The sequence below is a fragment of the Pseudovibrio denitrificans JCM 12308 genome, from assembly GCF_001310815.1.
Lineage (GTDB): Bacteria > Pseudomonadota > Alphaproteobacteria > Rhizobiales > Stappiaceae > Pseudovibrio > Pseudovibrio denitrificans.
On record NZ_BAZK01000027.1, the window covers coordinates 22,680 to 46,546 of the forward strand.

General features: G+C 50.1%; 27 protein-coding genes. 2 read left to right on the plus strand and 25 right to left on the minus strand.

Features of this window, described 5'->3' with window-relative positions; translation table 11 throughout:
• Window positions 1-3: 3 nt before the first annotated feature.
• The 3 genes from JCM12308_RS24010 to JCM12308_RS24020 form a co-directional block, all read right to left on the minus strand.
• Entirely contained in the window at window positions 4-1,014 is a 1,011-nt protein-coding gene (locus JCM12308_RS24010) for an ABC transporter permease subunit (protein ID WP_037037896.1), read from the minus strand.
• A gap of 127 nt (window positions 1,015-1,141) precedes the next feature.
• Window positions 1,142-2,731 (minus strand): ABC transporter substrate-binding protein, encoded by a 1,590-nt coding sequence (locus JCM12308_RS24015; protein ID WP_280138420.1) that lies wholly within the window; start codon window positions 2,729-2,731, stop codon window positions 1,142-1,144.
• Window positions 2,732-3,316: 585 nt separating this feature from the next.
• A complete protein-coding gene (locus JCM12308_RS24020) occupies window positions 3,317-3,760 on the minus strand; it encodes a MerR family transcriptional regulator (protein WP_014285261.1) in 444 nt (147 codons plus the stop codon).
• A gap of 457 nt (window positions 3,761-4,217) precedes the next feature.
• Between JCM12308_RS24020 and JCM12308_RS24025 the strand changes: the two genes are divergently transcribed.
• The gene (locus JCM12308_RS24025) at window positions 4,218-4,430 is read left to right on the plus strand and encodes a SlyX family protein (protein ID WP_008551763.1); all 213 of its coding nucleotides are present in this window, start codon (window positions 4,218-4,220) and stop codon (window positions 4,428-4,430) included.
• Window positions 4,431-4,693: 263 nt separating this feature from the next.
• Entirely contained in the window at window positions 4,694-5,314 is a 621-nt protein-coding gene (locus JCM12308_RS24030; RefSeq protein WP_208978918.1) for a GntR family transcriptional regulator, read from the plus strand.
• Between the two features lie 108 nt (window positions 5,315-5,422).
• Here the strand turns inward: JCM12308_RS24030 and JCM12308_RS24035 are convergent, their stop codons facing one another.
• From JCM12308_RS24035 to JCM12308_RS24140, 22 genes are all read right to left on the minus strand, one after another.
• Entirely contained in the window at window positions 5,423-5,809 is a 387-nt protein-coding gene (locus JCM12308_RS24035) for a hypothetical protein (protein ID WP_208608701.1), read from the minus strand.
• Window positions 5,781-6,272 (minus strand): flagellar basal body-associated FliL family protein, encoded by a 492-nt coding sequence (locus JCM12308_RS24040; protein WP_014285260.1) that lies wholly within the window; start codon window positions 6,270-6,272, stop codon window positions 5,781-5,783. Before JCM12308_RS24040 ends, JCM12308_RS24035 begins: the two co-directional genes overlap by 29 nt.
• Window positions 6,273-6,278: 6 nt before the next feature.
• Entirely contained in the window at window positions 6,279-6,731 is a 453-nt protein-coding gene (locus JCM12308_RS24045; RefSeq protein ID WP_014285259.1) for a hypothetical protein, read from the minus strand.
• Complete coding sequence (locus tag JCM12308_RS30980) at window positions 6,719-6,991, minus strand: hypothetical protein (protein WP_208978919.1); 273 nt, start codon at window positions 6,989-6,991, stop codon at window positions 6,719-6,721. The genes JCM12308_RS24045 and JCM12308_RS30980 overlap by 13 nt, the downstream gene beginning before the upstream one ends.
• Window positions 6,992-7,273: 282 nt before the next feature.
• Window positions 7,274-7,678, minus strand: a complete 405-nt coding sequence (locus JCM12308_RS24055) for a hypothetical protein (protein ID WP_054785309.1) — start codon at window positions 7,676-7,678, stop codon at window positions 7,274-7,276.
• Between the two features lie 4 nt (window positions 7,679-7,682).
• Window positions 7,683-8,438, minus strand: coding sequence for a flagellar biosynthetic protein FliR (locus JCM12308_RS24060; protein ID WP_208608702.1), 756 nt, complete (start codon window positions 8,436-8,438; stop codon window positions 7,683-7,685).
• Window positions 8,435-10,516 carry a flagellar biosynthesis protein FlhA gene (flhA, locus tag JCM12308_RS24065; RefSeq protein ID WP_014285255.1) on the minus strand — a complete coding sequence of 694 codons (2,082 nt, stop codon included), beginning with the start codon at window positions 10,514-10,516 and terminating at the stop codon, window positions 8,435-8,437. The genes JCM12308_RS24060 and flhA overlap by 4 nt, the downstream gene beginning before the upstream one ends.
• A 145-nt stretch (window positions 10,517-10,661) precedes the next feature.
• Entirely contained in the window at window positions 10,662-10,928 is a 267-nt protein-coding gene (fliQ, locus tag JCM12308_RS24070) for a flagellar biosynthesis protein FliQ (RefSeq protein ID WP_008552027.1), read from the minus strand.
• A 23-nt stretch (window positions 10,929-10,951) separates the two neighbouring features.
• On the minus strand, window positions 10,952-11,434 hold the full coding sequence (flgD, locus tag JCM12308_RS24075; protein WP_054785310.1) for a flagellar hook assembly protein FlgD: 483 nt from the start codon (window positions 11,432-11,434) through the stop codon (window positions 10,952-10,954).
• Between the two features lie 11 nt (window positions 11,435-11,445).
• Window positions 11,446-11,898, minus strand: a complete 453-nt coding sequence (locus JCM12308_RS24080; protein ID WP_054785311.1) for a flagellar biosynthesis repressor FlbT — start codon at window positions 11,896-11,898, stop codon at window positions 11,446-11,448.
• A 15-nt stretch (window positions 11,899-11,913) separates the two neighbouring features.
• A complete protein-coding gene (flaF, locus tag JCM12308_RS24085) occupies window positions 11,914-12,261 on the minus strand; it encodes a flagellar biosynthesis regulator FlaF (protein ID WP_014285252.1) in 348 nt (115 codons plus the stop codon).
• A 36-nt stretch (window positions 12,262-12,297) separates the two neighbouring features.
• Window positions 12,298-13,383 (minus strand): flagellar hook-associated family protein, encoded by a 1,086-nt coding sequence (locus JCM12308_RS24090; RefSeq protein WP_054785312.1) that lies wholly within the window; start codon window positions 13,381-13,383, stop codon window positions 12,298-12,300.
• A gap of 2 nt (window positions 13,384-13,385) precedes the next feature.
• Window positions 13,386-14,816, minus strand: a complete 1,431-nt coding sequence (gene flgK / locus JCM12308_RS24095; RefSeq protein WP_054785313.1) for a flagellar hook-associated protein FlgK — start codon at window positions 14,814-14,816, stop codon at window positions 13,386-13,388.
• A 12-nt stretch (window positions 14,817-14,828) separates the two neighbouring features.
• Entirely contained in the window at window positions 14,829-16,031 is a 1,203-nt protein-coding gene (locus JCM12308_RS24100; RefSeq protein WP_054785314.1) for a flagellar hook protein FlgE, read from the minus strand.
• 89 nt (window positions 16,032-16,120) lie between these two features.
• Complete coding sequence (locus tag JCM12308_RS24105; protein WP_054785315.1) at window positions 16,121-16,696, minus strand: transglycosylase SLT domain-containing protein; 576 nt, start codon at window positions 16,694-16,696, stop codon at window positions 16,121-16,123.
• Entirely contained in the window at window positions 16,653-17,612 is a 960-nt protein-coding gene (locus JCM12308_RS24110; protein WP_054785316.1) for a flagellar hook-length control protein FliK, read from the minus strand. The genes JCM12308_RS24105 and JCM12308_RS24110 overlap by 44 nt, the downstream gene beginning before the upstream one ends.
• The gene (locus JCM12308_RS30985) at window positions 17,609-18,034 is read right to left on the minus strand and encodes a hypothetical protein (RefSeq protein ID WP_054785317.1); all 426 of its coding nucleotides are present in this window, start codon (window positions 18,032-18,034) and stop codon (window positions 17,609-17,611) included. The genes JCM12308_RS24110 and JCM12308_RS30985 overlap by 4 nt, the downstream gene beginning before the upstream one ends.
• 33 nt (window positions 18,035-18,067) lie before the next feature.
• On the minus strand, window positions 18,068-19,270 hold the full coding sequence (locus JCM12308_RS24120) for a MotC family chemotaxis protein (RefSeq protein ID WP_054785318.1): 1,203 nt from the start codon (window positions 19,268-19,270) through the stop codon (window positions 18,068-18,070).
• On the minus strand, window positions 19,270-20,991 hold the full coding sequence (locus JCM12308_RS24125; protein ID WP_054785319.1) for a flagellar motor protein MotB: 1,722 nt from the start codon (window positions 20,989-20,991) through the stop codon (window positions 19,270-19,272). The genes JCM12308_RS24120 and JCM12308_RS24125 overlap by 1 nt, the downstream gene beginning before the upstream one ends.
• 5 nt (window positions 20,992-20,996) lie before the next feature.
• Window positions 20,997-21,629: a FliH/SctL family protein gene (locus JCM12308_RS24130; RefSeq protein ID WP_054785320.1), complete on the minus strand. Its 633-nt coding sequence runs from the start codon at window positions 21,627-21,629 to the stop codon at window positions 20,997-20,999.
• Window positions 21,626-23,314 (minus strand): flagellar basal-body MS-ring/collar protein FliF, encoded by a 1,689-nt coding sequence (gene fliF, locus JCM12308_RS24135; protein ID WP_054785321.1) that lies wholly within the window; start codon window positions 23,312-23,314, stop codon window positions 21,626-21,628. The genes JCM12308_RS24130 and fliF overlap by 4 nt, the downstream gene beginning before the upstream one ends.
• Window positions 23,315-23,449: 135 nt before the next feature.
• Window positions 23,450-23,785, minus strand: a complete 336-nt coding sequence (locus JCM12308_RS24140; protein ID WP_054785322.1) for a hypothetical protein — start codon at window positions 23,783-23,785, stop codon at window positions 23,450-23,452.
• Between the last annotated feature and the right edge of the window lie 82 nt (window positions 23,786-23,867).

Sequence of the window (23,867 nt, forward strand, 5' to 3'; positions counted from 1 at the left end):
GATTTACTCCGTATGCCGAATTTTCGGATTAATCAGACCATACATCAGGTCCACAATCAGGTTCACGATCATGACGATTGCAGCAATCATCAAGAGACCGCCCTGAACGACCGGGTAGTCACGGCGGAAAATACTATCAACCATCCACTTGCCGATGCCTGGCCATGAGAAGATGCTCTCAGTCAGGATCGCACCGGCGAACAGAACGCCGATCTGAAGGCCGATGATGGTGATGACAGGGATCAATGCATTACGCAGTGCATGAATGCCAATCACGCGGAAGTTGGACAGACCTTTTGCACGCGCGGTACGCACATAATCTTCATCCAGAACCTCCAGCATGGCAGATCGTGTCTGACGAGCGATCACAGCCAGTGGAATTGTGCCAAGAACGACTGTTGGAAGAATCAGGTGGCTCACCGCGGATGCGAATGCACCTGGCTCATCAGCCAGCAACGTATCGATCAGCATGAAGCCGGTGACCGGTTCAATCCAGTAGAGCAGCGAGATACGTCCTGATACCGGCGTCCATCCCAAAATGCCGGAGAAGAAGATGATCAGCAGCAGACCCCACCAGAAGATTGGCATGGAATACCCAACCAGAGCTGTTGTCATCACGGTGTGGTCCAGAGTCTTACCGCGTTTAACTGCCGCGATAATACCTGCAGGAAGACCAACAACCACGGCGAAGATAATCGCACAGATGGAGAGCTCTACGGTTGCCGGGAACAGGGTCATAAACTCCTGAAGAACCGGCTGTTTTGTGACGATAGATACGCCAAGGTCGCCCTGGAACAAATTGCCCAGATAAGAAAGATACTGTTCCCAGACCGGTTTATCATAACCGAACTGGACCATCAGCTCGTTGTAACGCTCAGGACTGACACCGCGCTCGCCAGCCAAAAGCAAAATTGGATCGCCCGGAAGCAGGCGAATGAAGAAGAACGAGGTCAATGTAACCCCGATAAAAGTCGGGACGAGCAAACCCAGTTTTTTAAATATGAGACGAAGCATACTTCAGTCACACCAATCAGAGGATTGTTTATCCGCAGGAAACCACCTGCGGTATGGAAGACTTTTCCAAAAAAGTATCCCGGCGAATACATCGCCGGGATACAAATTGTCCAGCGGAAAATTATTTCTACTTCAGATCTACACCATAGAAGTAATGACCGCCGAGGGGGTCAATCTTGTAGTTTTCAACACGAACACTAATAGGCTCAGAGACAAGAGAATGCGCAATAGTTGCCCAAGGCGCTTCACGCTTGAATACTACCTGAGCTTCTTCATAAAGTCTCGTGCGTTCATCTACGTCAGATACCTGTTTCGCTTTTTCTACGAGTTCATTAAATTCATCGTTACACCACTGTGCACGATTTGAGCCACCCACAGCGTCACAGGACAAAAGTACTGCGAGGAAGTTGTCCGGATCACCGTTGTCACCGGTCCAGCCCAGCAGAACTGCGCCATCGCGTTTCTCGTCAGCAGATCGCTTCAGATACTCACCCCATTCGTAGGTCACGATCTCAACATCAACACCGACCTTTGCGAAGTCAGCCTGAAGGAGCTCAGCCATGCGGCGTGCGTTCGGGTTGTAAGGACGCTGTACAGGCATTGCCCAGATCTTCATTTTCAGATCTGTAACACCTTCTGCTTCCAGCGCTGCTTTTGCAGCTTCCGGATCATATGGATCATCAACAACTTCATTGTTGTAGGACCACATGGTCGGTGGGATCGGGTTCTTCGCAACCTGCCCTACGCCCTGGAATACTGCATCCAAAATGGCCTGCTTGTTGATCGCCATGTTCAGCGCTTTACGCACTTTCGGATTATCAAACGGTGCCTGCTGGGTGTTGTAGGCCAGATAACCAACATTCAAACCTTCCTGCTGCAGGAGGGTGATGTTTGGATCTTTGGACATTGCTTCCAGATCAGCCGGGTTTGGATAAGCCATGACATGACATTCGCCAGCGGCAAGCTTCTGGTAGCGCACGGATGCGTCCGGAGTGATTGCAAACACCAGATTGTCCAGAGGGGCTTTGCCTCTCCAATAATCCGGGTTCGCTTTGTAACGGATCAAAGCATCTTTCTGATAAGCAACCAGCTGGAAAGGACCAGTGCCAACAGGCTTCTGATCGAAGGTTTCCTTGCTGTTCAGCATCGCGTCTGCGTACTCAGCTGACTGAATGGACGCAAAGCCCATCGCCAGGTTTGCGATCATTGGCGCTTCTGGACGGGTCAGCTTGAACTTGACGGTGTAGTCGTCAACTTTTTCGATGCTGTCGATCAGATCAGGCATGTCCATCGCGTTGAAGTACTCGTAAGTACCACCGGACACATTATGATACGGATTGTCTTTGTTGTCCTGACGGTCGAATGAAAAAATTACATCATCAGCGTTGAAGTCGCGCGTTGGTGTGAACCACTTTGTGGTGTGGAACTTGACACCTTTGCGAAGGTGGAAGGTGTATTCCTTGCCATCGTCGGAGACTTCCCAGCTTTCTGCCAGTGCCGGAACAATTTCGGTTGTACCAGGCTTGAACTCTACCAGCTTGTTGTAGATCTGACGCGAGCTTGCATCAAATGTGGTCCCTGCGGTGTAGAGAGACGGTGTAAAGCCTTCCGGAGACCCTTCAGAGCAGTACACAAGAGTTTTTGCCATTACAGGACCAGCCACAACTGCTGCTGCGAACAGGCTACCACCAAGCAAGAGGCTTTTCTTCAAGGACATCAGTGTTCTCATTCCGTTATTTTTGCTTGTTCCAGTTGTTCTTCACTACTGCTTATTGCTGCAGTTTCTTCAGGCATCTTTGCCGTGAGGGACTATTCAGGCAGCGGAAGGATGGAAGACCGTTTTCTCAACGCAAAGGTGCACACGCATGACTGCGAGGACGAGCATCCTTCGGGCTTTTCGATTTCGGCTTGCACGTAATTCCGCGACGAGATTACTCACTCATAGCTCAAACCAAATCACCGACACCGCACAAGTATGTGCAATTAATTCTTCGACGGATGATTTTAGAGCATTAAGTTTCGTTTCTGACTTCGGAAATAATTAAAAATTTCAGAAGCACTGTCTAATCGGTACGACTACCTAGAACTGCATCTTCAGGTTGTTTTATTCCTTCTTACTTACCTGAAATTACATAGGTATTCTTACCACATATTCGCGAGGAGGTAATTATACTTTAGAATCGGAGACGAATATTTATACAGTTTTTACACAATACTATCAGGAGCTTATACGAATACGGGCCTGCAGACACACGTAAAGCGTGTCACACAAGCCTGTAATTCCAACAGTTTTGGGCTGAGTTTATTCTTCAGTAAGCTTGGCCATACACTCGTCATGTATGGATTGGATCTCAGAAATAGTCACTTCCAATGCATCTTTTCTTGCACTGAGCTCCTTGAGGACTTCCCCTGTTCGCGAAGCGAGGTATTCAAGCTGCTGACGGTGCCCTTCCCCGTGTTGACCATAGAGGTCGAGGAAGTGCTTGATCTCGGAGAGAGAGGAACCGATTGCCTTACCACGTAGGATTAGCGCCAGACGCGCCCTGTCCTTGCGATTATAGATACGTACGCCATTCACACGCTGAGGAGAGATGAGCCCTTTGCTCTCATAAAAGCGAATGGAGCGGGTTGAGATCTCGAATTCTTCAGCCAGATCACCGATACCGAACAGTTCCTGATCAGAGCGACCGCTGGCTTTTTCCGCTTCCTCAAGAGGGTTTCGCGTTTCTTCTCTTTTGACAGACATGCATCCCCCTTATCGAGAAAGTCCAATTGACGTTACCTAACGTCCTCGTAAAGCCTTACCAGTGTGATTACACTCTATCACTAAACTGTCAGCAGGTTTACCACTTCTCGTTATCTTCCTAATCTTTACCTATAGGATAACCATCAGAAATTACCATAAATTGCAATTAGCCAGATAGGTAATATTGCGAAAAATCGAAACCGCTTTGTAAAAAAGCACGGGATAAACCCACAGGAGATGCCATAGAACTTCATTAAGCTGCGCATTTTTGAATTTTAATTGCGCAGCCGCAATTGCTTCACTTGACAATTTGGGTCATTTGGAAGACCTCTGCCGCTACGACGCCTACTGAAGCTACTTGCCTTTGGCTTAGGTTGTTTCAGTGACATATACATGTATGTGTAGCTTCCGTCTTAACGCGGAAGACTGCAGGCGAAGGCACGTTCTAGGATAAGTTATGACTAAGAGTCTTGAGGAACGGATCGACGATCTGGAAGTGCATATCGCACATCAGAACGAGACGATCGAAACGCTCAATGATGTGGTTTCCAATCAGGCACAGGTGATTGACCGACTCGTTTCAGCAATGGGACAGATGAAAGACCACCTGCTTGATATTCAGGAGTTGGTTGAACAAGCACCAGCCAACCAGAAACCTCCACATTACTGAGCAAACAGGGCTTTCCTAAACCAAGAGGAAACTATTTTCCTGCTGAACATCAGCAAAGATAGGTATACTCAGGTAAGGGGAAACCTGATATTAAGAGATGACAGGTCTGCTGTTGCTTGAACGCAGGCCCTTTTTTCGTGGATCACTCAACGTTACGCGAGTGAAGAATACAATTTTCTGTTCCGCCGCCTATAAGGGCTGCCACTGCTGTACTTTTTGCGCAGCACCTGGGAACAAAAAAGCCTGGATGAGAAAGAAACCCAATGGCTATTGAGCAGATTCTGGCGACCCATAAAAAGGAGAGCCTTGCTGATAAAGCTTATCGTCTGATTGAAGAGTTGATCGTCAACCTTGACCTTGCTCCGGGCATGGCCCTGACTGAAGGCGACCTTTGCGAACGGACCGGAATTGGCCGAACCCCAGTGCGCGAAGCTATCAAGCGCCTTTCAACCGAGGGCCTGATCGTCATTCGCCCTCGTAAAGGGCTATTCGTTTCAGAGATCGAAACCTCCGAGTATGTACTGGTGCTGGAAACCAGAAAGCCTCTGGAGCAGCTTCTGGTGGCTTCTGCCGTTAAACGCGCGACACCGGAAGAGCGTGAAGCTCTGCACCAGTGCGCTGAGGAAATCCTCGCACAGGCACGTGCAGGCGACGTGAAGGGCTACCTGCGCGCTGATAAGGTGTTTGATGAAGTGCTCTGCGCTGTGTCCCGTAACCCGTTTACAGCACGCGCTGTGGCACCTCTGCAGACCATGAGCCGCCGGGCATGGAGTGCCTTCCGCGGTGCTGAGAAGCTCGAAGATTCTGCTATTCGTCACCACAAGCTGGCTGAAGCCTTGGCAAACAACGATGCTGAGAAGCTGAGGCCGCCACTGTTGAGATGATGGATCACCTGACCAACTTTGCAGTGAAGCAGGCTGAAAAGGCTGGTGACAGCGTTTAATCAGATCAGATGACTGAAAAGCAAAAAGCGGAGCACATGCTCCGCTTTTTTATTGCCCGCTCTTTGGGGGCGTAAACACATCAATGCGGGCATTTCGCCCACTGGCTCCTAACAGGAGAAGGTACGGTTGATCTCTTTGAATGACCGGTCGCTTTGCACCATAGATCCCGGAAAGGCGTACACGGATCTCACCGTGTGGTGTCTTACCCTCAAACATGCCCGTGGACACTTGAGAGAGCATGACAGGGGCATAAAGGATCTCATAGGAGGGCGGCGCTGCTGCAGGGCGCATGACCACTACAGCGTTGGCTCTGATATCACGCCCTTCATCCTGGGCATCAACGGCGCCAACGGCCCGGTGCAAAATCTTATATTGGCAATTCATCTGATCAATCGTCGTCGATACATCATGAAGCCGCTGCCTGCTGCGCAGCATTCTCCATGATGTTGTCCCTCAAACTCGCAGGCACGTGGAAGGTGAAGTCCTGAATGAGGACGTCCTGCACGATGTCGGTTGCGAAGCGCTCATTGACGCGATCGCGAACCTCTTCCGTCAGCTGCTTCAGATCGGACTTCTTCAGCTGAGCGAATTCCTTGTCTGCCTTGCTGTAAATCAGGCGGAAGGCTTCATCGACAATAAATGCATGTGGTGGAACGGCGAGCTTGGCAAGCAGTTCACTATCAACGGTGAAAACAAACTGAGCTACGATGTAACCGTGGATCTTACCGTCTTCGAGCACCGGCACGTTGATTGTTGGGGTGCTTTGATAATCCAAGCCTTCCAGATGCGCATTCTTTTGCAGCATCGGATCAAAATCGGTCTTGTAGAGTGCAGTGAAATACGCTGCAACAACCGTTACAAGACAAATCCAAACTCCGGTTACGAGAACTTTCAACATACGCTCTTACCAGCTTCCAACCATTGATTCATAAGTGCCATCGGAATCGTGATCCTTCATGACCTGAGAAAGCAGGCCTGAGACCTCTTTCACAGCATTCAGCTGGGTAGACAGCAGCTTCATGTTGACTGACAGCTTTTCCTGAAGATCCTGCAGACGGACAACGATCTCGCTTGGCAGATTCTCCGGGCCTACGGCTTTGCCAGCCATATCCAGATCGAGCATGGCGCGCCCTTTCAGGTATGCGCTCTCTTCCAGATCGATGTCCCCTTTGCCGACCAGCGCTTCATTTTCTGCGTTCAGCAGATTGTCTACACGGTCGATGCTTTTGGACAGGGCGATGTAATCCTCAGGCAGGATATAGGCATCCTTGTCCTCTGATTGCTCGGCATCCTGAACCACCGGCTTTTCTTCATGCAGAACCAGCTCGTTGCGTTCGCTGTCGATCACTTCAGACATTTATGCCTCTTCTTTAGGGAGAGTTGGACGAATGGTATCCGGCAGAAGCATCTCAGCCAGACCGATAGATCCGGATTTGGCCAGTTGGTTGGCGAGTTGCTCAGCATCAGGCCCTTCCACATGGTTCCAGCCGTTCCACCGCCGTAAACAGTTTCCATTTCCTTCGGCAGCATGGACTTCACGAAGGTTTGGAGGATTGCGCTTTCAAGCTTTTCGCCAAGATCAGCATTGTCCAGCTTCTTGGAGTAGCGATTGGCCATCGAGTTGAGTTGCTCAACACCCTCCTGCCTTTCGCCTTTGCGCTTTCAGCTTCTGCCATAAATCTGGAGAAACTACTGGACGCCCAGGACGGTTCAGACACCGGAAGATCTTTTGAAACAACGGCGGGAGCTTTGAGCGCACGGGTGGCAGCTCTCACTTCTGTAGGATCCGCTTGATTAATAACGTCCAGAACAAGGTCGCTGACAGGCTGAATGGCCATAAGCACTCCCATTAGTCACAAGAAGGGCATGTATAGTCGAAAAGACCCTAGTTTCTGAGACTTATCTGGACCTGACCTTACTGGTATCTGCGTGCAGCTCTGCAATCTCCTGAAGCAGCTTCTTTTCTTCAGTCCGATGATAAGAGACCAGAGCCTTGTCGTGATGTTTTTCAGTCATATTGGTTTGACGCTTCTGGTCCAGCAGCTTTTCGAGCAACTCATTTTTTTGCTTTTGCTTGAGTGACTTGCTACGGTTGTTTGCATCTAACCGCCGCGAGATTGCGCGGTTCATCACCTCACGAAGTTCCCCTTCGTGCTGCCCCCAGTGACTAACCAACTTACCCTCTTCTTCATCGCAGCGCTGAATTTCATTATCCAGAACAGCAATGTCGTACTTGATCATTTGCTCTTTCTGTTCCTGAACCTTCATGATGCGACGAAGGCGTGTGACGCGTGCTTTATCCATGGGGCTACTGCAAAATCAACCAGTCTCCGAGACCAGCATAGAACAGGCGTAGTAGTTCTGTGATGATCTGCCAGAGAACGAAGAGACCACCCATTACAACAACAGGCAGCGCAACAAAATAAACAGGCATCTGCGGCATGAGCCTGTTGGTGAGACCGAGGGTCAAGTTCACGACAATGCCATAGATCAGGAACGGGCTGGTGATGCGCAACGCCAGCAGTAATCCCTGCATGAGCTTGGTTGAAAACTGATCAACTGCGGCGGAAGGAACAAAGTCTCCGCCCACCGGGATGGCTTGGTAGCTCTCCGCCAATCCGATGAAGACATCGGCATGAGCACCGGTGATAAACAGCATGGCCGTGGCTGTAAGAGTGATCAGACCCGCCATAGGAGGCAGTTGCTGGAATTCTTCGACGATCGGCGCTGGTTGGTTGAAGCTTGACGCGTTGGCGGCTGCCCCGGCCATCATTTGCAGCATACCAAAGAAAGCGCGCCCAAATGCAGCGATCAGAAAGCCGATCAACAGTTCAACAAAGATGATGCGTAACAGCTCATCCAGAGATGCTGCAGAAATGATTGGCTCCACCAGCACCAGAATGAGTGGAGAGATTGCCAGAGTTGCCGAGATGGCGATGAACAGACGCACCTGCACCATGACTCGAGGTGACGAGAATCCCGGCATAGCCATGAGGCATGCTCCAACGCGGCAGAACACCACGAAGACGCTCAGGATCGCCTCTGGAGCATTTTCTAGGGTCACGAAATTGATCCTAATGCCTCGATATCTACGCCGCGCGCCACTTCCAGATGAGAAAGAATTGGCAGAGCCGGGAACATACGTTCAGTGATCATGCGCACGTACTGGCGTGCTTCAGGTGCAACCACCACAGCAAAGCGCTGGCCCGAGGAAATGTGCTCGCGGATAACCTCAGCACTGTCGCGAGCGAACTCCTCGACCTGCTGTGGCTCCATATCAAACTCGATCACTTCACCATTGGTATCGCGGCGCAGTGCCTGATGGAATGCTAGATCCCAGCGGTTGCCAAGGCGCAGAACTTTCAGGCTGCCATCGCCTGCGATATCACCACAGATCTGCGTTGCCATGCGGATACGCACGTGATCTGCGATCTGTTCCGGACGGCGGGCATGAGGTGCAATCTCAGCGATCGCTTCCATGATCAGCGCCAGATTTCGGATGGAGATACGTTCCGCCAAAAGCAGTTTCAACACCGCCTGCAGGCCGGAGTAGGAGATGTGCTGCGGACAAATATCATCAATCAGACGGTTATACGCAGGATCGAGGCGATCCAGCAGTTTACGCATATCCCGATAGGAAAGCAGCTGAGACAGGTTGTTTCTGATCACCTCAGATAGGTGTGTCAGCACTACGGAAAGGTTATCGACTGTGGTGTAGCCCTGACGCTTTACTTCATGTTCAAACGCAGTCGGGATCCACATGGCCTGCATACCGAATGCTGGTTCACGTGTTTCTGTGCCCGGAAGCGCTGGTAGTTCACGATTGCCACCGATGACCATCAGCTCGCCAACCTTGATGTTCTCAGAGGCGACAATGGTGCCGTGGATGCGAAATTCGTAACTTTTGGGCTCGAGATTGAGGTTGTCTGTAACCTTGATCTCCGGAACTACGAAGCCGTATTGCTCAGCGAACTTCTTACGCATCTTGTTGATGCGGTTGCCGATCTCAGGCTTTGCTGCAAGAAGGCGGGCAGTGAGCTGTTTGCCAAGGCGCATTTCAATTTCAGCAAGTTCAAGGCTGTCCTTGACGGACTCCTTCTTAACTTCCTTTTCCATCTCAACTTTCTGCAGCTCAGCTTTCGCCTGCTCGGCTTTCGCCTCTTCCACCCGTAACGGAATGATATAAGCCGCAAAGCCGAGTGCGCCGCCGAGCAGAACAAACGGCAGGAATGGAAGGCCTGGCAGCAATGACAGCAGCATGAGCAATAAAGCAGCAACCGCAAGCGCCCGCGGATAACCCGCGAGCTGACCAAGAACAGCCTGCTCTGCAGAGCCTCTGGTCCCACCTTTGGAAACGAGCAGACCTGCTGCAAGTGAAACGATCAGAGCCGGGATCTGCGAGACAAGACCATCACCAACGGAGAGCTTGGTGAAGACGTCAGCAGCTTCCCCCAGATCCATACCGTAACGGGTCACACCAATGATGATACCACCCAGAACGTTCACGACGGTGATGATGAGACCAGCGACCGCATCACCGCGCACGAACTTGGACGCACCATCCATAGCACCGAAGAAAGAGCTTTCCTCCTCCAGTTCCGCACGGCGGCGCTGCGCTTCCTTATCGTCGATCATCCCTGCTGAGAGGTCAGCATCAATCGCCATCTGCTTGCCCGGGATACCATCCAGGGTAAAGCGCGCACCAACCTCAGCGATACGGCTCGCACCTTTGGTGATCACGAGGAAGTTCACTGTGACGAGAATTGCAAAGACAATCAGACCAATCACAAAATCGCCGCTCATGACGAACTGCGAGAAGCCGTTAATCACATAACCAGCCGCCAGTGGACCTTCATGCCCATTCGCCAGAATGACACGGGTTGTCGCAATGTTCAGCGCCAACCGGAGCATGGTTGCGATCAGAAGGATGGTTGGGAAAGAGGAGAACTCAAGCGGGCGCTGAATCCACAACGACACCATCAGAATGAGAACAGAAAATGCGACTGAAATTGCAAGGCCGAAGTCGATCATGAACGTCGGCATGGGGAGAAACAGTACAGACAGAATGAAGATAATTCCGACTGCAAATCCAATATCACGTTTGCTGTTTGGAGCAGCAATCCCCGTCACGGTCTGAGACATTCGCACCCTTCAATTCGGCATAAGCATACTGCGGCTACTTAGGCCGAAACATTGAAGAAGGAAGCTTGTGTGAGGGTGGTCTGGAGGGGATCGTGATTGACCTATCCCCTCCTCGCTTGAAGAATAAAAGCTGAAACAGCCGGGATCAGAACCCGTGCTCAATGCGACCATAGACCATCTCAGTGAGAGAGAAGATCTGCGAACCGATAAATGGTCCGGTCATAGCAATCAAAATAAAGATCACGACAATCTTCGGAATGAACGTGAGTGTCATTTCCTGAATTTGCGTGAGAGCTTGAAACAAGGCGATAATCAAACCAACGAACATGGCGCCCGCAACTGCGGGGCCTGTCGCTGTAATAACAGTCCAAATTGCTGTTCGCACAATATCGAGTGCATCTGCCTCATTCATCGCCGGATGGTCTCACTTCCACCTTAAGCATCTGTCTCGGTATCAGTATCAGTCTCTGTTTCAGTCGCAGGGACACCGTCAGGACGCGAAATATTGATACCAGGTACGAGAGCGACTTTAGTACCGTCTTCCAGCGTTGCAATTGAGCCATCTGTCAAGATCTGAACGGATTTGATCACACCGGTTGTGGTCTCAGTACCGTCTGCATTTGGTACTTCAACAGTTGCACCAATCAGATTGTTTGCCTGATTGATAGAATGCTGTTGCAGCATCGCTGTCAGGTGGGTATTGGTCTTGGTGGACTGCTCCACTGCAGAGAACTGCGCCAGCTGGCCCATATACTCAGCTGTATCAAGCGGATCTGTCGGGTCCTGGCTCTTCAGAGATTCCATGAAGAGCATCAGAAACGCATTATAGTCCAAGTACGCCTGTTCGCTGCCCTGTGGCTTGAAAACAGGCTCGTTGGATGAAGCTCCATTAGCGGATCCTACCGGGTCAACACTCATCTCAATTTCCTTTAGTTCTCGCCCACTGCGCGAGCAAATGGCATAACAACGCTTTCAGACTGTTCGCTTTCATCTTTCGACTGCTCATCAGACCAAATAGCCATCTCAACAGCGAAGAGCTTCTTCAAAGTGCGAAGAGCGTCAAAATAGCGGCGTTTGTTGACTTTGGTTTCAACAACTTCGAGACCCGCCAAAATCTCTTCATTCTCTACCGCTTTACGTATAGATGACAGTAACAGTAAAGCGCGCTGAAGACTGTCCAGCTCAGTTTTTGGATCAATCAACGCACTCTGAATAAAGAAATACAACTGTCGAAGAGGTGTCGTAGTCTCTTCAAGCTGCATAACATAAGCCTCAAGAAGAAAACTGGCGTCATTTAAAAGCTTCACCGAGGTTTTCTGTTCGAACGACAGAACCGCCCCATTTATGAAAACCTTCTCACCTGCTTTAAGGTGCAAACGCATAAAAAATCTCCTTGATTAGCTCAGGCCATCACGGACAAGTTCATTGATCTCAATAAGCCCTTGGAAATCGTCAGAGCTACCTGTACGGATCAAGTCGGCTTGCTTCACACACCAAATTCCAATGGAGATCAAATCGGCACGAAGTTCAGCTGGCAAACCATTTTCCGGGTGTCCTAGATCATCGATCAAAATGCTCCATAACCTATGGACTGAAGTTAAAGCTTGCGCCGCTTCATTTGATCGACTGCCATGTTCTTTTCCAGCATGCAGCTGCGCGATCACGAGCGCAAACAACTCGCGCTCCTGACCTCTTCTGTCTTCAGCAGAATCCTCAAGCGTTTCCGCATATGACATCTGATACATTCAGTACTCCCAAAAGTATTTTGTCAGCCTATGATCTTACAAATACTTCATAATATTGAGATTTTGGATTTTCGCTGTGATCGCATACGTTGTTTCAAGCTGCGTCTGCGCCATGCTCAACTCAACCGCAGCACGATTGGGATCAACGTTTTCCAGATCGTTGATGCGTAAATTAAGCACATCTTTCTTGGCCTCGATATCTGTGTTGGTTCGCTCAACATTAGCCTTGATCGCGCCAGTGTTCGCTTCCAAATCGATAACTTTACCAGTTGCCTGATTGAGGTTATCAATCGCGCGGTCAGCAATCAAAGCTTCAGCATCTTTCTGAATATCCAAACCGCCGAACACAGCAATCATAGAATAGCCTTTTGCCATACTCTTGAAAGCTTCTTCATTCGCAGAACCTGAGCCAACTGTCGTGACGCCATTTCCAATCGTGGCGGTCATTTTCTTATCAGGATCAGTCGCAGAGGACCACGTTGGCGTCCAGTTAGCATCAAAAACATTATTGAAAGCACTACTATCTAAGAAGCCTTCCCAATCTGCAGCGGACAAAGCCTTAATAGCTGCTTCATCGGTATCCAAACCAATCGTCAAGCTAAAGTGCGTGTTAAATGCATCTTTGATCGCCTCTTCAGGCCCAAGTGGATCTGTTGGGTCTAACGGATCTGATTCATACTCAAAATCCCGGACAGGTGATGTTCCGGTATTAACTCCACCGAACACATAAACACCGCCAACGTTGGAATTCAGCGCGTTAGTCAGTTTCCCAAGTTCTGTTCGAGCAAGACCCGAAGCTGTTTTGAGAGACTCAGAGTTCTGCTTAAGAGCGATCAGATTGGACCGGAATTCTGATCCATTTGTATGGACATTATCTAAGGCCGTTTCCATTACATCTAAGCGCGTAACTAACTGACGGTTCGTATCAAGTTGGCTCACAAGTTGAGAGTGCTCAGTTCGGAACGACGTAGTTAACCCGGTCTGCGAGCCAAGAGCCAAGCCAATATCAGCGTGCTTCTCAGAAGCATTCTCGATAACTGCTTTATCTAAACGAGCACGATGATCAATAAGATAATCAGTGAGACGAAGCGAACTTGAAAGTGTTGAAACAGAATAAACCATGACTATCTTACAGCTCCGAGTAGTTCCTTAAACATGTTATCAACCGTCGACATCAACCGTGCAGAAGCTGAGTAGGCTGTCTCGATCGTCAATAAGCGCTGCATCTCAGTATCGATATTGACGCCGGTTTTATCGGAGAGCATCTGAGCATTAGACTTAAATGCTGAAGCATCCAGCGTTGAACTTTCCGTTGCCATCTTTCGCTCAGCACTGAACCAACTTACTGTGTTGGAAGCAAAATCCTGAAGAGTGGAGTTAGGGTTTACACCTGCCTCAACAGCAAAGGTGCGTTCCTCCTTTAGCGCCTCTTCATACTTTTTAATGAGTGTTGAGAAACCAGCATGGTCGTCAGTGTTATGCTTGTGAGCTGCAGTCGAAATTCCACCGTCTCTTATAAGACGTGAACCACCAGCAACCTTCACATTGTCATGCACGCTCAGATTACTTATCGTTTCCGCGCCACCATTAAAAGTAAACAACCCATCTCGAGGATCCGTACCGTCTGGCCGTCTCTCTTCAAACGCTTTTACAAGCGCCTTGCCAATTTCCTGCTGCTGCTTCTGCATCGTCACGAGGGTTTCATCTCGTATCTTAGAGTAACCAGCAATAGCACCTCCTGAAACAGGTAGAGTTGCTCCAGGACCAGCAACAGCGATACCATCAACAAGGATGTTCTGGCCTACTTCTTCAAAATCTAACGACAACGTAGTATCAAATGACACTTCCCGCGCGGTTTTCTCAAAAAGCGTTACGCCACTATCAGTGTAGATAGCTACACCATTGTCTGCCTGATAAAGCACCTCAATCCCAATCTCTTCGGAGAGGACTTTCAACATCTCATCACGCTGATCCAAAAGGCTGTTTACATCATCGCCGGCATTTGAGCCCGTAACAATTTTGCCATTCACATTTTCAAGATCCGATAGAATCTTATTAATGTTATCGACAGCTCTTCCCATCGCAGCATCAGCTTCAAGACGAGTGCGCTCCAAATTTTCAGCGGACTGTTTAAGGCTATCGACTAAGCCCTCAGCAGAATTTACAACTGACTGGCCAAGCACTTCATTTGATGGATCGTTTCCGAATGCAACAAGAGCTTCACTCAGGGAACCAATAGCAGAAGCTGTACTGGTACCAAAAGGAACCTGCCCGGATGGATTCAACTGGTCCAACATATTAGCATAGGAACCAGAAGCAATCGCAGCGCTACCACTCTTCAAAGTTGCAGTAAACGCTGCCTGATTGACCATCCGCGACGCGTGAGAAACATAGACAACAGAACCAGTGTCACTGACAATATTTTGAACAACAGCCTCTTGGCGCGTGTAGTTCGGATTATTGACATTAGCGACATTGCGCGACGCAATCGCCATCTCAGCAGAGCGTGCCGCGATGGAAGACTGCGCCGTAAGCATTGCGGAAGTAAGTGACATACTAAAGCGCCCCTAGCGAAGGTTATTCAGCTCTTGGAGCAGCTCAGAACTCGCGTTAAACACTTTGGTGTTCGCGCTGTAGGTACGTTGCGCCTGAACCATTTCGGTCAACTCAGCAGCAAGGTCTACGTTTGAGCCCTCTACCGCACCAGAATAAAGCGTTCCAAAACCGTTATCTCCCGGAAAGCCAACTGCTGGATCACCTGAGGCATCTGTTGCGGCATACACGTTGCCGCTTTTTGCTTGCAAACCATCAGGATTGGAGAAATTCACGATCTGAATTTGGTCAAGTAGCTTTTCCGCGCTACCTTCATACACCCCGAAGACACGACCGTCGGACTCAATACGAATATTTTTAATAGTAGACGGTCCGTAACCATCAATATCAACCTTATTGACGCTGAACTTATCTCCAGCGGTTACGGTTTTACTCAAGTCCAAAGTCAGGGTTTCACCATTAGGTACAGTAAATGCAAGCTCTGTTGGTGACGGCGTCGCCCCTCCCATTAGATTACCTGAACCATCAAAGACCAAATCAACATCCGCCAATTCTACAGGCGGCGTAGCTGTACTATATGCTTGAACTTTCCACGTTGAGTCATCAACTGTTGTGCCAGTCATATTCTGGCCAGTCTTAGAGTAAACTAGATCAATTTTAACTACGTTGCCATTCTGATCGTATGCACTTACAGAAGTCTTGTAATCAAAATTTGACGGCAGACCGACAGTACCGGCTCTTACCGGCGTACTGGATGCCAAGTTAACACCCAGCTCTCCCTCAGAGCTCGCCTGCCAGACAGGGGTATTAAGATCTACTGTAACCGGAGCACCACCAGCAGATAGTAGCTTATACCCACCAGAGTTCACCATCTGGCCATTCTTATCAAGAACGAAATCACCAGCTCGAGTGTAGTATGTGCTACCCTGAGAATCCTGAACCTGAAAGAAGCCCTTACCGTTGATAGCAAGGTCTGTACCGCGGGAGGTGAAGTTGAAGGCACCTTGTTGGCGGACGGTCTGAACAACGGTTGTGTTCACGATGCCAGACTCGTGCCCTGAGCTACCGCCAGAGCCGACGAGGGAAGAGAATGCTGTTTTGTAGCGTTTGTAGCCTACGGTATTGGCGTTGGAGATATTGTCCGCGACAGTTGAGAGTTTGTTCGACTGCGCGTTCATACCTGACACGCTAGTATTCATAATTCCGTAGAGGCCCATGGTCTGCTCCTGGCTACATCAATTGCAAAATTAACTCATCGCAGTAAAGCTTGTTAATCTTGTCTGAGCCTGACCCGAAACCCGTTGAATTATTTACAAAATTTTAATGAGTTCGGCGTCCAGCGGCCATAGCCTGAAGCGACGATGTTCTTGATAACACGGCAGACATAGCGTTTTTGTGCGGGATTGTTGTTGGGCCCTGCATGGTATCTGGCGACCGCCATTGTCCAGCTTTTTTCACGCTGTTTCAGCTCAGAAAGAAACCTTGCCGCGTACCCCACATTCTGGCTGGGATCCAGCATTGCCTTGAGATCCTGAAACTTATCGAGGTGATAATAAATGTTGATCTGCATGCAGCCAACATCAATCAGCTTTACGCCACGATTGCGGGATCTCTTGATTGCTGCAAGCGCTTCAGTTGCACTATCAGCAAAATAGGCTTTCCCCGCGATGTTAAGGGCATAAGGATGCAGGGAATTTTTGCGGCCAGTCTCAGTCAGACCAACCGCGTACAGGATACCAAGCGGCACATCATATTTTTGAGCCGCCTGTTGCATCTGACGTTCACAGAGCCGAATGGCAGTCTTCTTGCCGCTTGCATGAGCAGAGACTGCCAGGAGACTACAGATAGATGCCGCTGCGAAGATCTTGAGTGTTCGCTTCATTCTGCCCTGTTCCGGCAAACTCTGCCTGAGGTTGCTCATCCCAGTTTTGCTGAGAACCGCCCTCGCCTGCTTCATTGTCACTGTTGTTGCCTCGGCCAAAACGCTCCTGGTTTTGACCTGGCTGACGCATCTGGTCAGACATCTCGTCTTTGAAATTGACGGTGATGTTCTGTGTTTCAGTGCGATATCCGGCATCCTGAAGCACACGTGCCAAAGCCTGACGATCCCCTTTCAACATATCAGCAGCTTCCTGAGTGCTGGTGATAAGGGAAATTTCCAGCTCGCCACCGCGCATCTGAATGTTCGCGCGGACGACACCAAGATTATCCGGGCGCAGTTGAATTTCGAGCGCCTTCATTGGCTTTGCAGCCTGTGCCTCAGTGGTTTGTGCCAGGACTTCCTGAGCCGCTTTGGCCGCTGATGCGGCAGCTGGCAGCTGCTTTGTCAGTACACTTGCGACCTGATGTGCGGGACGCCCCATATCAGCTGGTGGCAGATGCGTCTCAACACTCACAACCTTAACTTCACCACCAGCAGTCTTACCAGCGTTCTGGTTCGCAGAGGCCTCAGGCTGAGCCGTTCCCTGCTTCAAAAGAAAATCAGCAGGTGTTTGCTTGTTACCGACTGTGAGGCCATCATTCTTTGGCAAGTTGATCGCACCACTGCTCTCCAACTTTGCAGAGGGTATGCCTGACTTGATATCGCTATTGGCCGCTGCACCCTGCTTAACAGTCTCAGCGTCTGACTTAGACGTTGCGGTTTGAACATCGCCATTTAAAGCTTTTTGATCGCGTGTCCCCAGTGCGTTCAACACCTGTGCCATCGCGCTTGTTTTATCTGCAGAGGTCGAATCCGTAGCATTCACAAGACCTGTGACCGCACTCATCTGCAGGCCGGCTTTTTGCTCAGCAGTCATGATTGCATTTGCCACAAGCTGCTTAGCTGCAACTCCTTAGTTGGATCCGGCAGATTTTCTCCAGCTTCATTCTCAGCAGCTACTTTGCCAACTACATTCAATTCTTTCGTGGCCTTCGGCACTTCTGATGTGCTCTGATCAGAAATGCCTGAACTCGCTTTCTTGATCAGTTCCTTCAGCGCATCTGAGGCTTCGGTCTCTTCAGATCCAGTTGATGCGTTTTTCTCGTCAGCCGCGCTTGCTTTCCGTTCATCAGCAGGATTACTGCGCTCAGGAACTTTCCGGTCATCACGAACCTTATCGATGACCTTATCAAAACGATCCTTGCCGTTATCATTATCGTTGCGGGCTGCTTCTTTACGCGCATCTGCTGCGTCTTTCACGGGTGCACTACGATCAATGTTTGGAAGAGTGGTATTCATCAAAACTCGGCCTCTTTCAGTGCCTCATCGGCATCATTCAGTGCATCTTCGAAAGGATTCAGAACATCTACATTGTGAAGCTTGCTCTTCAGCAACTTTGGGGACATAAGGAACATATTCGGAAGCATCCGGCGTTTCCGGCTGTGGCCACTCCCGAATGGTGTTTGCCATTGCAATAGCGCTGATCTGAAGCAGTTGATTTTCGGGGCTTAGATCTGTCGATTTCACATCAACCAGACCTGTGATCGCCTCTTCCCAATCTTCGCCAGAAGCTTTTGCTGCAGACAGATAGAGCCTAGCTTCACTAATCTGTTCAGCGTTATCTGAGCCATGTTCCAGAAAGGCTTCGCTGCCTTTGACCGCAAACGCAGTGTTGCCGCTGATCAAGGCCGCTTTTGCCAAACGAAGCAGGAGAATGTTCTGAGACTCTGCATCGAATTCGGAGACCAACTGGAAAACGCGATCCCATTCGTCTTCTTTTTTCAAGTACTCTGATCCGCTGATGACATCGGCGACAGTGTCGCGAAACTCAGATGCGAATACGGAGGTGCTGTACTGAAAGAGATAACGGCGAGACAAGCGCTCGAACTTTTGAGTATCTCCTAGCTCAGCGACCATTGGCGCTTGCCTACGAAGCGCACTCTCCTCAACCAGTGTTCCTGGCATCATGAGGCGCGCGAGATCAAAATAGCGCTGCGCTCCAGCTGGATCGTTGTTAGAGATCAGAATTGCTTGCGCCAGCGCCACCTGTCCTGCAACAGCGACCGGAAGCGTGAGCGGGTCGACCTTCAGCAGCAGGTTCAGCGCCATCTGGCGGTTGCCCTGTGAGTAGGCCATCGCGCCTGCAAACAGATTTGGATCCGCATTGAACACAACGCCCTGAACTGCAAGCTCCTGAAAGACAGATCCAGAACCACCACTGAGCATGAATGAGATTGCAGCGCGGGAGTTTTTCTCCTGTTTCCACAACTCACGATCCAGCCGAAGGAAACGACGACCGATGACGATAAGTGATGGCTGCAGGAGGTTGTACGCTTCAAGGTTACCCTTGATGATCTCATCCTGGAGGATCTGCAGTTCCAGAACCATCAGATCCGGGTCAGCCGTTGAAATCATCTGAGCCGATGCAGGCTGCGGTGCCATTGCGAGAGGGGCAGCAGCCACAAGCAGGCCAGCAGAGAGCAAAGCTGATTTCAGGAGAGAAGTACCAGTACATCTTGCAGTTCTCACTGACATCAGGCCTGCCCTTTCATCAGCATGATTTCAATGCGACGGTTTTGTGGTGCGTATGGCTCTTCAACATCCTTCAAACGGCGATCAGCGTATCCTTCAATGCCAACGATACGATTTTCATCCAGCCCGCCCCGGACAAGCATGAAGTAAGCCATGTGTGCACGAGCAGTCGACAAACGCCAGTTGTCATTGCGTTTGGACTTAAATGGACGTGCATCCGTGTGTCCGCGAATGACGATCTCACCGTTCTCTTCTTCCAGAACCTTGGCGATCTTCTCCATTGCTTTCACAACATCCGGATGCGGCTCTGAAGATCCAACTGCGAACATTCCGAAGTCGTCATTGTCCATAATACGGATCAGTACGCCATCACGGGAATGCGTGAACTCAATGCTTGCGCCAGTTTTAAGGCCATCCAGTGCAGCCCCGACGGAGTTTGCGATAGAGACGAGCTGTTTATCACCTTCATCGTCTTCATCATCACCAGACTCCGCTCCCTGAGCTGCTTCAGTTGGTTTGGCTGCAGGGACCATTGGGAGAGTTTCAGGACCTGTCTGAGCAACTTCTATTGGTTCGGATACAGGCTCTGCCGGAGTTGGTTCTGCCTCGACAATCTCAATCTTCAGCGTTTCTTCGGTTTCTTCAACCAGCTCTGGAACGTCTTTTTCATCAACCTTCTCCGCAGCTTCACCTTTTTTCACCTCAGCGAAAACAAGGCGTGTCATCACGGCATCTTCACCCGCTTCATCAGCCTGGGTTTGAGCCAGTTGCTTCAGAATTTCTCCTTCTGCCAACTTTTCACCTTCGCCGTCAGGAGCATCACCGATTACGATAACAGAGTTCTCAGCAGACGCTTCACCTGCGACTGCCGGCAGGACCTTACCACCACGAGCCAGCTCAGAAGCTTCTTCAAGAACTTTAATCTGCTCAGCTGTCAGCTCATTCGAAGCAATACCCTCTTCCTTCTCATGAAGAATAGGAATTTGCGCAAGCAGCGGAGCGTTACCTGGCAGCTCATCTTCCTGCCAGCCGGACGGGTCAAACGGATCCCGGAAACTTGTACCATCTGCAAGGCCCTGACCATCAGGGTCGCGATTAGGAAGAGCAAAGAGGACTGGCGTCTTCGCCATCTTCAACGCACCGATGCCGCCAGTGCCTGGGGACCCATCAGTCTCGACAGTTGCTTCCGCTTCAGCAGCAAGCGCTGCAAGAATGGCATATGGATTATCGAAGAGCTGTGCTTCAGTGTAGCGTGCTTCACGCTCATAATCCCGATTGGACACGCTGGTTGCTTTTACGCCACCGTCGTCAGCATTGGCACCGGCAAATGTTGAATTCTCGCCTGTGTCTCGATCTGAGATTGGCTCGGGCTTGTCATAGCCACCACCGGAGGTCGGACCTTTTTTCTCAGTACCACCAGCACCGATTGGCTTTCCATTATCGACACCTTCATCGCTGTCATTGGGTGAAGGTGTTTCCTCCGGATCACGAATGCCTTTGGGGCTCGCTGTTGAATCTACCAGTTTGATCGGATTGAAGTAGCTTGCAATACCGCGCTGAGAGGCCTCGTCGGATGCATTGACCAACCACATGAGAAGAAAGAAGGCCATCATTGCTGTTGCAAAGTCAGCGTATGCAATCTTCCAAACACCTGATTTAGGTGTGGTGATCATGTCGCTGTTACGCCTGCGAACGATAATCAGTTCTTGTGGTTCCAACGCCATGGCTACTACTCTCCCAGCGTATTACGAAGCTCCTCGCACCATTCCGTCAAACCGGTTGAAAGAGTCATATCTGACACCTTCACCTCAAGATCAGTGCTGGAGTTTTCAGAAAATTTAATGGTGTTTGAAAGTTCACCAGTCTTCTTATTGAACAAATCAAAAAGGTGTTCCGGCCCTGACACATTGATCAGAATCTCCGGGGTCTCGGAAAGCTGACGACGCAGCACTTGCACGAGTGACGCTACCGCACGATTGCGCGCACTCTCTTCGATAAAAGGCACAAGAATTTCAGAGACCGTTTTTGAAAGACGATCTTCAATTTCTACGAGGGATTCCTGAAAAGCCAGCTTAAGCTTCTCACCTTCCCCCTCCTTAAAAGCCGTTTCGCGTGCAGCAAGCTCGACTTCCAGATCTTCTTTCATTTTCTTGATGCGCTCTTCGGCACCAGATTTTGCAGCCTCTTCGCCTTCTGAAAAGCCGTTTTCGTAGGCTTCAAATACGCGATTGACCCAGTCACCGCCTTCTCCGTAACCCTTGGGCAACATGGAAATCACTTCCTGCATATCCTGCAGGTCTTTAGTGGTAACGCCCGTATCCGTGGTAAAATCAGCTAGGAAATCATTGATGCCGCGCGTCATACGGCACGCTCCTGATCATACATCCACTGCTTCAGAATGATTGCTGCCTGCATGTCATCCATTTCAACAGCGCGTTCCAGCTTGCGGAGATTATCGCGGTTCACGACAGTAGCGTCTACACTTTCACCACCCAGACCCTCTCCATTTGAGTAGTCTGGCAGCTGACCATCTTCGCCTTCGATCTCACCATCACGCACTGCAGCACTGTTGGAATTCGCGCCAACCGGCACCCCTTCTTCGACGACCTCTGTTTTCGGAATAAGGAAAGCAACAGCTGGACGCAGGCCGAACCAGATGATCATGAGCGTTACAATGAGGATGGCGCCGGCATTCACGACAGAGCCCATGTTGCGCATCAGCACATCCTGCCAGGTGCGCTCTGGGATAGCCGCCAACTGCTGACCGGCAAGAACAAAGTTTACGGCAGAAACAGAGACCTTATCGCCACGCGCTGTGTCAACACCGGCTGCTGTCGCGATGATTTCTTCGATCTCTTCAACCTTAGCTGTCAGGTCAGCAGCTTCACCTTCAACAACAGCATCACCCTTCTGACCTTCAACACGACGAGACATTTCTTCAACAAGGCGATCACGATTAACAAGAACCGCAATACTCATGCGCTCGATGCGGTAGTCATCAAAGATGGTTTCTACGGTACGAGAAGAAATCTCATAATTGGTCAACTCTTCGCGGCGCTCATTCTCTTCAGAAGAGCGCTCACCAGACTGAGAAGACACAGCCTCTTCAGGCAAATTCTGTTCAACAGTTGTTGGATTTTCAAGGCTCGCATTTTGCGAGGTTGCGTTTTCACGAACAACCCGGAAGGACCGCTCAACACGGGTTTCCGGATCGTAAGAGGTCTCAGAAACACGCTGATTGTCTGTATTCACGGACGCGGAGACGCTGACTTCGAAGTTATTGACACCGAGGTAAGGCGCCAAAGCCTGGCGGATCGCGTTTTCCTTACGCGACGCCAGATCAGATTCCAACATTGCCTTTCGGCCCGTCGACGCGCTCTGCGCATCTTCACCTGCCGCAAGCAGCTGACCTTCGGTATCAAGAACCGTTACAGCTTCTGCAGTCAGACCTGGAACGGCTGCTGCAACCAGATAGCGAATGGACTGCGCGATGGAGTTGGTCTGAATACCTTCGGTACGAATAAGGACAGATGCCGTTGGCTTCTGATTTTCACGGCGGAACGTTGCCTTCTCAGGAAGCACCAGATGCACGCGCGCAGCTTTCACGCCCTGCATACTTTGAACGGAACGCGCCACCTCACCCTCAAGGGCGCGGATCTTAGTTACACTCTGCATGAAAGATGTCAGACCCAGGGAGCCCATCTCATCAAAGAGCTCATAACCTGCGCCGGACCCGCGCGGCAGGCCTTTTTCTGCCAGCAACATACGAGCTCGGGCCGTTGCGCCAACACCAACAGAAATAGCTGAGCCATCCGCACTTACATCAAATGGGATACCACTGGCCTGAAGCGCCATACCGATTTGAGTAACATCATCCCGTTCAAGGTTTGCGTAGAGCACTTCCTGCTCTGGACGGGACAAGAGATATGCTGCTGCGCCAATCGCAACAAACGTAAATAACCCAATAAATGCGAGCACCATCAGGCGCTTTGCACCTAACTCTGCCAGATTACTATAGATTTTTTCGGCGTTTTCACGAGCTGCCATTGCGACCTCTGCAGGTGTATCAATGGCGCTACCTTCGCTTTTCAACCTTGCGCGAACGTGATCAGGATTTACATTGATTGAAAATCCACGGTTTCTCAGCGACCTAAGGTGCTTTCGCTGAAAAACCAAAGTTGATTAGAGATAGACACCAGCATTCGAAATGCGCTGAATGCTCGGCAGGCCATTCACCGACAGACCACAACTCTGTTGCTTAAGACGCTTACTCACACGATCCGCGGTTGCATTGATCGCAACAATGGTGTTGGCTCCACAATCAATCTGGCGCAGCTGCCCCTCTTGTTCAAAGAGAACATCGCGCGCAAGAGCAACAACAGAACTCCAGAAACGCTCATTGCCACGAAGCGCAAATGTCAAACCTTCGAGCTTCTTTTCTGATGCAAGCTCAGAGAGATCCAGATGCTCGATTTCCCGCTCCCCTACTCCGGGGATATTCAACTGATTACTCAACATCCGGCACCGCTTAACACAAATCTACCCAACACGAGATAAAGCTTAAGAAAGCTTATCTCAAATACTGGTATATTTTGTCGAA

What these genes read in the sequence shown, in the direction of transcription:
- JCM12308_RS24010 (WP_037037896.1), bottom strand. Translation starts at nt 1,014, where the DNA reads ATGCTTCGTCTCATATTTAAAAAACTGGGTTTGCTCGTCCCGACTTTT.
- JCM12308_RS24015 (WP_280138420.1), bottom strand. Translation starts at nt 2,731, where the DNA reads ATGTCCTTGAAGAAAAGCCTCTTGCTTGGTGGTAGCCTGTTCGCAGCA.
- JCM12308_RS24020 (WP_014285261.1), bottom strand. Translation starts at nt 3,760, where the DNA reads ATGTCTGTCAAAAGAGAAGAAACGCGAAACCCTCTTGAGGAAGCGGAA.
- JCM12308_RS24025 (WP_008551763.1), top strand. Translation starts at nt 4,218, where the DNA reads ATGACTAAGAGTCTTGAGGAACGGATCGACGATCTGGAAGTGCATATC.
- JCM12308_RS24030 (WP_208978918.1), top strand. Translation starts at nt 4,694, where the DNA reads ATGGCTATTGAGCAGATTCTGGCGACCCATAAAAAGGAGAGCCTTGCT.
- JCM12308_RS24035 (WP_208608701.1), bottom strand. Translation starts at nt 5,809, where the DNA reads ATGCTGCGCAGCAGGCAGCGGCTTCATGATGTATCGACGACGATTGAT.
- JCM12308_RS24040 (WP_014285260.1), bottom strand. Translation starts at nt 6,272, where the DNA reads ATGTTGAAAGTTCTCGTAACCGGAGTTTGGATTTGTCTTGTAACGGTT.
- JCM12308_RS24045 (WP_014285259.1), bottom strand. Translation starts at nt 6,731, where the DNA reads ATGTCTGAAGTGATCGACAGCGAACGCAACGAGCTGGTTCTGCATGAA.
- JCM12308_RS30980 (WP_208978919.1), bottom strand. Translation starts at nt 6,991, where the DNA reads ATGGCCAATCGCTACTCCAAGAAGCTGGACAATGCTGATCTTGGCGAA.
- JCM12308_RS24055 (WP_054785309.1), bottom strand. Translation starts at nt 7,678, where the DNA reads ATGGATAAAGCACGCGTCACACGCCTTCGTCGCATCATGAAGGTTCAG.
- flhA (WP_014285255.1), bottom strand. Translation starts at nt 10,516, where the DNA reads ATGTCTCAGACCGTGACGGGGATTGCTGCTCCAAACAGCAAACGTGAT.
- fliQ (WP_008552027.1), bottom strand. Translation starts at nt 10,928, where the DNA reads ATGAATGAGGCAGATGCACTCGATATTGTGCGAACAGCAATTTGGACT.
- flgD (WP_054785310.1), bottom strand. Translation starts at nt 11,434, where the DNA reads ATGAGTGTTGACCCGGTAGGATCCGCTAATGGAGCTTCATCCAACGAG.
- JCM12308_RS24080 (WP_054785311.1), bottom strand. Translation starts at nt 11,898, where the DNA reads ATGCGTTTGCACCTTAAAGCAGGTGAGAAGGTTTTCATAAATGGGGCG.
- flaF (WP_014285252.1), bottom strand. Translation starts at nt 12,261, where the DNA reads ATGTATCAGATGTCATATGCGGAAACGCTTGAGGATTCTGCTGAAGAC.
- JCM12308_RS24090 (WP_054785312.1), bottom strand. Translation starts at nt 13,383, where the DNA reads ATGGTTTATTCTGTTTCAACACTTTCAAGTTCGCTTCGTCTCACTGAT.
- flgK (WP_054785313.1), bottom strand. Translation starts at nt 14,816, where the DNA reads ATGTCACTTACTTCCGCAATGCTTACGGCGCAGTCTTCCATCGCGGCA.
- JCM12308_RS24100 (WP_054785314.1), bottom strand. Translation starts at nt 16,031, where the DNA reads ATGGGCCTCTACGGAATTATGAATACTAGCGTGTCAGGTATGAACGCG.
- JCM12308_RS24105 (WP_054785315.1), bottom strand. Translation starts at nt 16,696, where the DNA reads ATGAAGCGAACACTCAAGATCTTCGCAGCGGCATCTATCTGTAGTCTC.
- JCM12308_RS24110 (WP_054785316.1), bottom strand. Translation starts at nt 17,612, where the DNA reads ATGACTGCTGAGCAAAAAGCCGGCCTGCAGATGAGTGCGGTCACAGGT.
- JCM12308_RS30985 (WP_054785317.1), bottom strand. Translation starts at nt 18,034, where the DNA reads ATGAATACCACTCTTCCAAACATTGATCGTAGTGCACCCGTGAAAGAC.
- JCM12308_RS24120 (WP_054785318.1), bottom strand. Translation starts at nt 19,270, where the DNA reads ATGTCAGTGAGAACTGCAAGATGTACTGGTACTTCTCTCCTGAAATCA.
- JCM12308_RS24125 (WP_054785319.1), bottom strand. Translation starts at nt 20,991, where the DNA reads ATGGCGTTGGAACCACAAGAACTGATTATCGTTCGCAGGCGTAACAGC.
- JCM12308_RS24130 (WP_054785320.1), bottom strand. Translation starts at nt 21,629, where the DNA reads ATGACGCGCGGCATCAATGATTTCCTAGCTGATTTTACCACGGATACG.
- fliF (WP_054785321.1), bottom strand. Translation starts at nt 23,314, where the DNA reads ATGGCAGCTCGTGAAAACGCCGAAAAAATCTATAGTAATCTGGCAGAG.
- JCM12308_RS24140 (WP_054785322.1), bottom strand. Translation starts at nt 23,785, where the DNA reads ATGTTGAGTAATCAGTTGAATATCCCCGGAGTAGGGGAGCGGGAAATC.